Genomic DNA, 8,820 nt, shown 5'->3' with positions numbered 1-8,820 from the left:
CGCGTCGCGGGTCCGGCGGGGCGCGAGTACGGCATCCGCGTCGCGCTCAGCATGGGCGCCGCGACCGCCGTCGCGCAGACCCTCCACCCCGAGCACTGGTACTGGCTTCCCGCCACCGCCGTCTTCCTCGTCAAGCCCGACCTGGGCCCGCTCGCCTCCCGCGTGCTGTGCCGCGTGGCCGGGACGCTCGTCGGGGCCGGGCTCTTCGTCGCGCTCGCCGCCGTCGCCGCCCCCGTGCCGCTGCCGCCCGAGACCGGGCTCGTCGCCCTCGCCGCGGTCTGCGCGACACTCGTCCCGCTCGCCATGCGCCACTTCGCCCTCCAGACCGGGGTCGTCACCCTCCTCGTCCTCGCCCTGGTCGGTCTCGGCGGCGACACCCAGGCCACCTGGAACCGGCTCACCGACACCCTGCTCGCCTGCGGCATCGTGCTGCTCGCCGGGCACCTCCCGCTCCCCGGACGGGCGGGCACCGTCGCCCGCGGCCGGCTCGCCGTCGCCTCGCAGGCGGCCACCGACTACCTGGGCCACGTACTGAGCGGCTCCCCCGATCTGCCCGGCCGCTGGGCACTGCGCCGCGCCGCCTACCGCTCCCTCGCCCAGGCCCGCGCCGCCGTGGAGGTCTCGGCCGCCGAACTGCCCCCGCTCGCCCGCCGCAGCGCCGGGAGCGCCGAACTCACCGCCGTGCTCGAACGCCTCGTGGACACCACCACGGCCGCCGCCGTCCACGCCGACGACGCGGGCACCCTGCCCCCGCGCGACAGCGCCCGCCTCCGCGCCCTGCTGGGCGAACTCGGCACCCTGGACCGCGACCGGACCCCCGTGCCGCACTGACCGGAACGGCACGACCCGCCTCGTACCCGCCCGCCCGGAGCCGCCCGGCCCCGCTCCGCCGGAGCGCTGTCAGCTGTAGGCGAACAGGTCCTGCCGGATCGACGCGGCACGGAAGAGGTGGTCGCGCGAGTTCTCGAGTTCGTGCCGAAGGCGTCCGAGATCCGCGTCGAGCAGCACTCCCCTCCACTTGCGGATTCTGCCGGCGACGATCACGGTGTCGACGTTGGAGCGGTCCATGAGGGACACCACCGCACCGTGCGCGCTGTTGAGCGGGGCGACGTTGAGGGCGGTCGCGTCGAGCAGCACGATGTCCGCTTCCTTGCCCGGCGTGAGCGTGCCGGTCCTTCGGCCGAGGCGCAGGTGCTGCGCGCCGTTGGTGGTCGCGAAGCGCAGTACGTCGCGGACGGTGAGGAGGGGCGGGGTGCCGGGCGCGGGGGTGGGCCACTCGCTGGGCGGGGTCTCACGCTGACGGAGAACACGCTCGTTGACCAGCATGCGCTGCATCGTCATGGCCGACCGCATGAGGGTGAACGGGTCGGCCGTCATGGTCGTTTCGACGTCGGTGCTGAGGGACGGCTCCATGCCGAGCTCCTGCAGGGTGAGCAGCGGGGGAGTCCCGTGGCGCATGGTCATCTCGATGGGCGCGGCGACGGACACCCGCACGCCGGCGTCACGGGCGACGCGCCAGGCGAAATCCGACATGCCCGTCATGTGGAAGAGGAGAACGTCGGGGCCGAGCCCGATGTCGTCGCGGGTTCCGCCCGTGCCGTGGGCGATGTCGTCCAGGACGGGCCGGATTCCGGCCGAGGACACCGCATGGGCGGCGATCTGCAGATCCAGTTCGCGTGCGAGGTGCCACGAGCTGGTGTACAGCTCCTCACCGAGATAGACCTCGCCGCCCATCAGCATGGTCACCAGCCCCTCGTCGGACGGGAACCACTGTTTCCTGATGCGGTGGGCGTCCTGCGGGTAGCGGTAACCGCTGCGGCCGTCGCCCTCGAAATAGCCGAACACCGAGCGGCGGCCGGTGTCGACGAGCGCCTGAACGGCCGCGTCGCTGTGCTCGGGCGTGTGGTGGATCTGCGAGACGTCCAGCACCGTGGTGACGCCGGCGTCCAGCTGGGAGAGTCCCGCGTAGAGCGCGTTGACGTGCACGTCCTCCGGCCGGTAGTGCTGGGCGAACCGTTGCAGGACGTACTCCGTGTAGGACGGGTCCGCGCTCGGCGAGCCGGAGCCGTCGTCGCGCAGCAAGCCGTTGGACAGGAAGGAACGCAACGCGGTCTCGAACAGGTGGTGATGAGTGTCGACGAAACCGGGTACGACGATCCGGCCGCGCGCGTCGATCACGTCGGCGCCGGACGCGTCGAGGTCCCGGCCCACCGCGACGATCTTCGCGCCCTCGACCAGGATGTCGGCGCTCGCGAAGTCACCGACACGGGGGTCCATCGAGAGGACCGTTCCGCCTCGGACGAGATAGCGACGGCCCGGGAGGCCGCTGGAGGAGGGCGCCGTCTCGTGGACCGGCGGCGCGGCCGGGGTGCCTTGATCGGACATGAGTGTGCTCCTTGCTCTGGAACAGCGTCGAACAGTCGGTGGGACGGCGGCCTGGACGGCGGCCTCTGTCCTCGTCCCCGCGCCGGCGGTCGCGGTGCGGTCGTCAAGCTGCCCGCGGTGCCGTCACGCGTTTCCGGCCCGTCAGGACGAAGAGGCGGCGCGGCGCGGCGCGGCGCGCCGTGGGCGCCGCGCGCGCTCTCAGCGGTACTTCAGGCGCGCCTGTCGGGGAATGTCGCCGAACGCGCCACTGTGGAAGTCCCGGAACGCCTGGGTGAGTTCGGCCCGGGTGTTCATCACGAACGGTCCGCCGACGGCGACGGGCTCCCTGAGCGGTTCACCGCTGAAGGCCATCACCACGGCCGTGGTTTCCCGGCCTGCCGTCTCCACCGTGATCGATGACGCGAGCGTGTCGCGCACGGGGTCGGACCAAGCGGTCTGGCCCGCTTCGACCACCCGCCCGGCGATTGCCGGGCTGCCGGCGAGCACGTGGAGGAAGGCCCGGTCACGGCCCGGCAGTACGTGCGCGCACCGTTGGCCCGGTTCCAGTGTGATGACGGCGCCGGAGATGGGCCATTGGTTGATCGCGGGGCCGGTCACGCCGTCGACTTCGCCCGAGATCACGTCGATCCTGACGCCCTTCCGGTCGATGACGGGGCGGCCGGACGCGTACAGATCCTGGTACCGGGGGGTGGTCAGCTTCCGGTGCGCGGGGAGGTTCACCCAGAGCTGGAGGGTGTGCGCCCGCTCGTCGCGGAACGCGAGTTCGCGGTGGATGATGCCGCGTCCGGAGGTCATCCACTGCACGTCACCCGTGGTCAGCACTCCGGCGTTGCCGGCGCTGTCACCGTGCTCCAGGGCACCGTCGACCACCATGGTCACGGTCTCGACCCCTCGGTGCGGATGCCAGTCGAAGCCGGGTGAGGAGAACCAGTCCTCGCTCAGCACCAGAAACGGATCGGTCAGCTCCGGCCGGTGCGGGCCGATGATCAGGGCCTTGTCGTCCACCTGCCCGTCGGGCCCCAGCCGCGCCTTCGTCACGATCCGGTCCACGGTGCGGAGCACGGGTTCCACGGTCACCACCTCATCGAGTTGATGTGTCACCCCGACAGTACGCCTCTGAGTTGACGCGTCAACCCCCTGGTACGATGACGGCATGGCGCGCCAAGGACTCTCCGAGCGGGAACTCAACGCGTGGCGGGTGTCGTTCGAGATGCTCGAACTGCTGCGCACCCGCATCGAGCAGCAACTCCAGGCCGGCAGCGGCCTGTCCAACGCGGATTACACGGTCCTCGCGGTCCTGTCCGAGGCGTCCGAGGGGCGCCTGCGGGTCTACGAACTCGGCCGGGCCGCCGGTTGGGAGAAGAGCCGGCTGCACCACCAGCTGACCCGCATGGCCAAGAGGGGCCTGATCACTCGCGAACGCTGCGGCTCTCGCGGCATGGACGCGGTGATCACCGCGGACGGGCTCGCCGCCATCAAGGAGGCCGCGCGCGGCCATGCCCAGGAGGTCCGGCGACTGTTCGTCGACCGCCTCACTCCTGAGGAACTCGACCGGTTCGCGTCCATCGCCGGCATCGTTCTCGCCGGGTTGCGGGCCGATCAGCAAGCGGCCCTGTAGCCCGCGGGCCCGGTGGCCCCGCCTCCCCCTCGTGCGCCTCCCACCAGCAGAAAGATGATTTCCCCCCGCTCCTCCGGTCCACCAGGCGACCGCGCGTGCACCCGCACCCGCCCCCGCCGGCCCCCGAAGGAACGCCGTGAACGACACCCCCACGCCATCCACCGGCCCCTTGCCCGCCACCGCGACCCCCGCCGAGTGGCTCTCGGCCCGCGCCGCGCTGCTCGCCGAGGAGAAGGCCCTCACGCGCGCCCTCGACGCCCTCGCCGCCCGGCGGCGCGCCCTGCCGAGGGTCCTCGTGGAGAAGGAGTACGTGCTCACCGGTCCCGACGGCGACACCGGGCTGCTGGAACTCTTCGAAGGACGCGACCAGTTGATCGTGTACCACTTCATGTTCGCGCCCGAGTGGGAGGCGGGTTGCGCCCGTTGCGCGGCCTTCCTCGATCAGATCGGCGACCTGCGCCACCTGCGCGAGCGCGGAACCGCCTTCGCCGCCGTCTCCCGCGCCCCGTACCCGCGCATCCTTCCCTTCAAGGCGGCGGGCGGCTGGACGGTGCCGTGGTACTCGGCCCACGGGAGCGACTTCCCCTACGACTTCGGCGCCTCCTTCGCCCCGAGCGGCTCCGCCACCCCCTCTCCGGCCGTCCTGGCTCCCACCGACCCGGCGCTGAGCGCCGCGCTCGCCGCCGGGGAACACGTCGACCGGCCCGCCGTCAGCTGCTTCCTGCGCGGCGGGGAACAGGTCTTCCATACGTACTCGGCATATGCCCGTGGTCTCGACCGCCTCGGCAGCGCGAGCACCCTCCTCGACCTCACCGCGCTCGGCCGCCGCGACCACCTCGCGCGGCCCCCCTCCTGACCTGCCGCACCCCGCTCACCACCGCCGGCCCCAGTGCGCCGCCGGGCGCGCCCCCCGTGCCCCCCAAGGGCGACGTATGCCGTGACGAGCCGGGGCGAACAGGTGACGGTACGGTCACGGCGCCCACGCCCGGGCGCTTCGCTGCGTCATTCTCGACGCACTGCCCGGCGCGGAGTGACGTGGCGACGGGTGCACTCGTTACTCCATGCGAGTGGGCGAAGGGTGGGGTCCGAGTGCACACGTGGGGCGACAGCACCGGCGGCGGGGGAGTGCGACCCGGGTACGACAGGACGGAGTTGCGGCCGTGAGGACTGAACGAGTGGTGCTGGAACGCTTCCCCGCGGGCGGACCGCGAGGCTCCTGGCCCGCCGAGGAATTCGCCCGTCAGCGACGCTGCGAGGGCACGGCCGCCGAGGTCGTCATGGATCTCGACGAGGACGCCTTCCTCGTCATCGTCCGCGCCCGCTCGGCGCCGGAATGAGCCCGTCCCCGCCCGGGCGAACGCGCGTCAGTCCTCGGCGGGCGCCGAGCGCGACCACGGCGGAAGGGTGTCGGTGAGGCGGCAGAGGGTCACGTAGAGGGGGATCGGCGGGGTGTACGGCGCCTTGCCGGCCGGCTGGTGGACGAGCCGGGGCTCCCTGCGGGCGTCCGGTACGAGCGCGCCGGCCGCGTAGTGCGCGGGCGCGGGCCACTCCAGGGCCACGTCGGAGCCGGAGGGCACGATCCACCACCAGCGCCCGCCGTCCGCGAACACGCAGCCCATCCGGGGCAGTCGCCCCATCACCCGGCGGGCCAGCGCCTCCGGCACGCCCACCGCGTCCACGCCCATCGACGTGGTCATCCCGCTCGGCACCGTCAAACGCACCAGTGGCGTCCGCGCCGCTCTCCGGGGGGACCTGCCCCGGCTGAGCGAGGCGAGCGTGTAGAGGCTCAGCGAGCCTGCCGTCCACGTGTGCATTCAGCGTGCCTCTTCCCACGACAACTCGGCCCACACGACGAGACCGGAACCCTGTTCGGCCTCCTGGGTGCCCCAGGACAGGCTCATGGCGGAGACCAGGAAGAGGCCGCGCCCGTGCTCGTCCTGCGGGTCCTGGCGGGGACTGACGGGCTGCCTGCCGCACTGCCCCTCGTCGCGCACCGCTATCCGCAGCCGCGCCCCGTCCGCCGCGCCGCTCGCCCCGCCGCGTGCCCCGCCCGCTCGCCCGAGCGGGTCATGGGCCTGCCGCGGGACCAGCTCGCGCGGCTCGATCTCGCGCAGCTCGCAGACGATCTGCCGACTGCCCGTGTGGACAAGCGCGTTGGTGACGAGTTCGGAGACGATCAGGATCGCCGCCTCGCACGTCTCCTCGGGCGCCGACCAGCCGTCGAGCTGCGTGCGCGTGAGCCGCCGGGCCTGGGCGGCGGAACCCGGATGAGCGGCGAGTTCGAAACTCGCACAGCGCTCACCGGCCTGGGGGGTGATTAACGGAGCGGACGGAATCACGTGTGCCACTATCTCCCCGGCGCGAACACTTGGCAAGGGTCACTCTGAAAAATTCAGAGTGCAGTGTGCTGGGGTTGCGGCGCATGGCACACTGCTGCGGGAACTGTTCGCCAAGGGGAGGTCGACGTGAGCGAACCGAGGTCCGCGCCGACCGTGGGCCAGGTGGTGTTGGGGCGGCGGCTCCAGGACCTGCGCGAGCACGCGGGCTTCAGTCGCGAACAGGCGGCCAAGGTCCTGCGCGTCGCACCGGCCACGGTCCGGCGCATGGAGACGGCTGAGGTCGCGCTGAGGATTCCGTACCTCCAGCTCCTCCTCCAGTCCTACGGGGCGTCGGCGGAGGAGGTCGAAACCTTCGTCACGCTCGCCGAGGACGCCAACAAGCCGGGCTGGTGGCAGCGTTACCACGGCGTGCTCCCCAACTGGTTCAGCATGCACGTCAGTCTGGAGGGGGCCGCGAGCCTCATCCGCAACTACGAACCGCACTTCGTGCCGGGTCTGCTCCAGACGGAGGAGTACGCGCGCGCCGTCATGCGGGCCGGCTCGCTCGGGCGCAGCGAGCCGGAGGAGATCGAGCGTCATGTCGACCTGCGGCTCAGACGCCAGAAGCTCCTGGTACGCGAGGACGCCCCACGGCTGTGGTACGTCCTGGACGAAACGGCGGTGCGCCGCCAGGCGGGGGACGCGGCGGTCATGCGCCGGCAGATCGACCATCTGCTCGACGTCACCGCCCTGCCCAATGTGACCCTCCAGATCGCCGAGTTCAGTGCGGGGCCCCACCCGGGCACCTTCGGTCCCTTCGTGCTCTTCCGCTTCCCCATGCCCGAACTGCCGGACATGGTCTTCGTGGAGTACCTGACCGGCGCCGTCTATCTCGACAGCCGGCCGGAAGTCGCCACGTATCTGGAGGTCATGGACCACATGGCGGCACATGCCGCCACTGCACAACGCACAAAGGAGATCCTGAGGGATGTCCGCAAGGAGCTGTGAATGAACCGCGTCCGGATATACAACGGCATGCCCGCCGCCCAGCTCGGCGACGCGGGGTGGCGCAAGCCGTGGAGCGGCGGCAACGGGGGGAACTGCGTCGAGGCGATGAAACTCGCCGACGGGAGGATCGCTTTCCGCCAGTCCTCCGATCCAGAAGGGCCCGCACTCATCTACACCCCGGCGGAGATCACCGCCTTCATCCAGGGAGCCAAGGCCGGACAGGCCGACTTCCTGCTCTCCTGACCTCCCCGCTTCCCTCCCTCCCGAACTCCTCCGCACCCGGGACCGTGTCCCGGAGCCTTCCCCGGGGGCGTGCCACCGCGCGCCCCCGTCTTTCGTCTCCGCCCCCGCCCCCGCGGCCCCCGCCCGTGCGCCCCGGCCACCTGCGTCACCATGGACCCGTGCGATTCGAAGCGATCACCTGGGAACGCCTCACCGCGGACCTCACCGAGCGCCTGCTCGCGACCACCCCCGCGGACGGCGGCGACCACGTCAGGGTGGCACTCGACGGCGCCCCCGCGGCCCGACCCGAAGCCCTCGCGGACCGGCTCGCCGAGGCGCTGCGCGCGGCAGGCCGGCCCGCGCTGCCGGTCGCCACCAGTGGCTTCCTGCGCCCCGCCTCGCTCCGCTTCGAGCACGGCCGCCACGACCCCGACAGCTACCTCACCGGCTGGTTCGACACCCCGGCACTGTGGCGCGAGGTCTTCACCCCGCTCGATCCCGGCGGCAACGGCCGGGTCCTGCCCGACCTGTGGGACCCCGTCACCGACCGCGCGAGCCGCACCCCCTACGTCACCCTGCCGCCCGGCGGCTTCCTCCTCCTCCACGGCCCCTTCCTCTTCGGCCACTGGTTCCCCTTCGACCTCGGCGTCCACCTCTCCCTCACCGAGGCGGCACTGCGCCGCCGCACCCCCGAGGCCGAGCAGTGGACCCTCCCCGCCTTCGCCCGCTACGAGGCCGAGCAGACCCCCCTCGACACGGCCGGCCTCGTCGTCCGCGCGGACGACCCCCGCCACCCGGCCCGCCGCGTTCCCGAGGAGGACTGAGCGGACCGGACCCGTCCGCGAGGTGCCGCCCCGCCCCGCTCAGAACAAGGGCTGCGGCAGCACCCCCTCCAGCGCCAGCAACTGCCGTTTCGTCTCCACACCGCCCCCGAAGCCCCCGATCCCGCCGTCCCGCTCCACCACCCGGTGGCACGCGACGAAGAGCGGGAGCGGATTGGCTCCCATCGCGAGACCCACGGCCTGCGCCGCGCCCGGCTGCCCCACCCTGCGCGCCAGCTCCCCGTACCCGACGACCGCCCCGAACGGGACCTCCGCCGCAAGGACGCGCAGCACCTCACGCTGGAAACCGGTGACGAGCGACCAGTCCAGCGGCTGCGCGGCCAGCGCGCCGTCCCCCGCGAAGTACGCGCGCAGCGCCTCGCCCGCCGCCCGCACCGCGGCCGCCCCCGTCGCCGGGTCCTCCGGACCGCCCAGACGGGCGGCGAGC

General features: G+C 72.5%; 12 protein-coding genes. 7 read left to right on the top strand and 5 right to left on the bottom strand.

Annotated features, from left to right (window positions below; translation table 11 throughout):
* Positions 1 to 831: FUSC family protein (locus tag G3I42_RS32455; RefSeq protein WP_164291256.1), on the top strand; the 831-nt coding region annotated here is incomplete at its 5' end.
* 69 nt (positions 832 to 900) lie between these two features.
* Here G3I42_RS32455 and G3I42_RS32450 read toward each other — a convergent pair.
* Together G3I42_RS32450 and G3I42_RS32445 are read right to left on the bottom strand one after the other, a co-directional pair.
* Complete coding sequence (locus tag G3I42_RS32450; protein WP_164291255.1) at positions 901 to 2,385, bottom strand: amidohydrolase family protein; 1,485 nt, start codon at positions 2,383 to 2,385, stop codon at positions 901 to 903.
* A gap of 198 nt (positions 2,386 to 2,583) precedes the next feature.
* The gene (locus tag G3I42_RS32445; protein WP_343244725.1) at positions 2,584 to 3,447 is read right to left on the bottom strand and encodes a pirin family protein; all 864 of its coding nucleotides are present in this window, start codon (positions 3,445 to 3,447) and stop codon (positions 2,584 to 2,586) included.
* A 91-nt stretch (positions 3,448 to 3,538) separates the two neighbouring features.
* Here G3I42_RS32445 and G3I42_RS32440 point away from each other — a divergent pair, with 91 nt between their 5' ends.
* From G3I42_RS32440 to G3I42_RS37205, 3 genes are all read left to right on the top strand, one after another.
* Positions 3,539 to 4,003, top strand: a complete 465-nt coding sequence (locus tag G3I42_RS32440) for a MarR family transcriptional regulator (protein WP_239096830.1) — start codon at positions 3,539 to 3,541, stop codon at positions 4,001 to 4,003.
* Positions 4,004 to 4,139: 136 nt separating this feature from the next.
* Positions 4,140 to 4,859 carry a DUF899 domain-containing protein gene (locus G3I42_RS32435; protein ID WP_343244724.1) on the top strand — a complete coding sequence of 240 codons (720 nt, stop codon included), beginning with the start codon at positions 4,140 to 4,142 and terminating at the stop codon, positions 4,857 to 4,859.
* Positions 4,860 to 5,163: 304 nt separating this feature from the next.
* The gene (locus G3I42_RS37205) at positions 5,164 to 5,340 is read left to right on the top strand and encodes a hypothetical protein (protein WP_203607640.1); all 177 of its coding nucleotides are present in this window, start codon (positions 5,164 to 5,166) and stop codon (positions 5,338 to 5,340) included.
* Positions 5,341 to 5,367: 27 nt separating this feature from the next.
* Here G3I42_RS37205 and G3I42_RS32430 read toward each other — a convergent pair whose 3' ends face one another.
* Together G3I42_RS32430 and G3I42_RS32425 are read right to left on the bottom strand one after the other, a co-directional pair.
* A complete protein-coding gene (locus G3I42_RS32430; protein ID WP_164291253.1) occupies positions 5,368 to 5,817 on the bottom strand; it encodes a hypothetical protein in 450 nt (149 codons plus the stop codon).
* The gene (locus tag G3I42_RS32425) at positions 5,818 to 6,342 is read right to left on the bottom strand and encodes an ATP-binding protein (RefSeq protein WP_343244723.1); all 525 of its coding nucleotides are present in this window, start codon (positions 6,340 to 6,342) and stop codon (positions 5,818 to 5,820) included.
* A 126-nt stretch (positions 6,343 to 6,468) separates the two neighbouring features.
* Between G3I42_RS32425 and G3I42_RS32420 the strand changes: the two genes are divergently transcribed.
* From G3I42_RS32420 to G3I42_RS32410, 3 genes are all read left to right on the top strand, one after another.
* On the top strand, positions 6,469 to 7,329 hold the full coding sequence (locus G3I42_RS32420; protein ID WP_164291251.1) for a helix-turn-helix transcriptional regulator: 861 nt from the start codon (positions 6,469 to 6,471) through the stop codon (positions 7,327 to 7,329).
* Positions 7,330 to 7,572, top strand: coding sequence for a DUF397 domain-containing protein (locus G3I42_RS32415; RefSeq protein ID WP_164291250.1), 243 nt, complete (start codon positions 7,330 to 7,332; stop codon positions 7,570 to 7,572).
* A gap of 158 nt (positions 7,573 to 7,730) precedes the next feature.
* Positions 7,731 to 8,375: a uridine kinase gene (locus G3I42_RS32410; protein WP_164291249.1), complete on the top strand. Its 645-nt coding sequence runs from the start codon at positions 7,731 to 7,733 to the stop codon at positions 8,373 to 8,375.
* 39 nt (positions 8,376 to 8,414) lie between these two features.
* On the opposite strand, the gene G3I42_RS32405 is transcribed toward G3I42_RS32410, so the two are convergent.
* Positions 8,415 to 8,820, bottom strand: a 406-nt coding sequence (locus tag G3I42_RS32405) for a methylated-DNA--[protein]-cysteine S-methyltransferase (protein ID WP_239096829.1), incomplete at its 5' end; no start/stop codon positions are given.

The organism is Streptomyces sp. SID11385 (assembly GCF_010548245.1).
Lineage (GTDB): Bacteria > Actinomycetota > Actinomycetes > Streptomycetales > Streptomycetaceae > Streptomyces.
The sequence above is the reverse complement of the archived record's forward strand: the minus strand, read 5'-3'. Positions and strand labels throughout refer to the sequence as shown.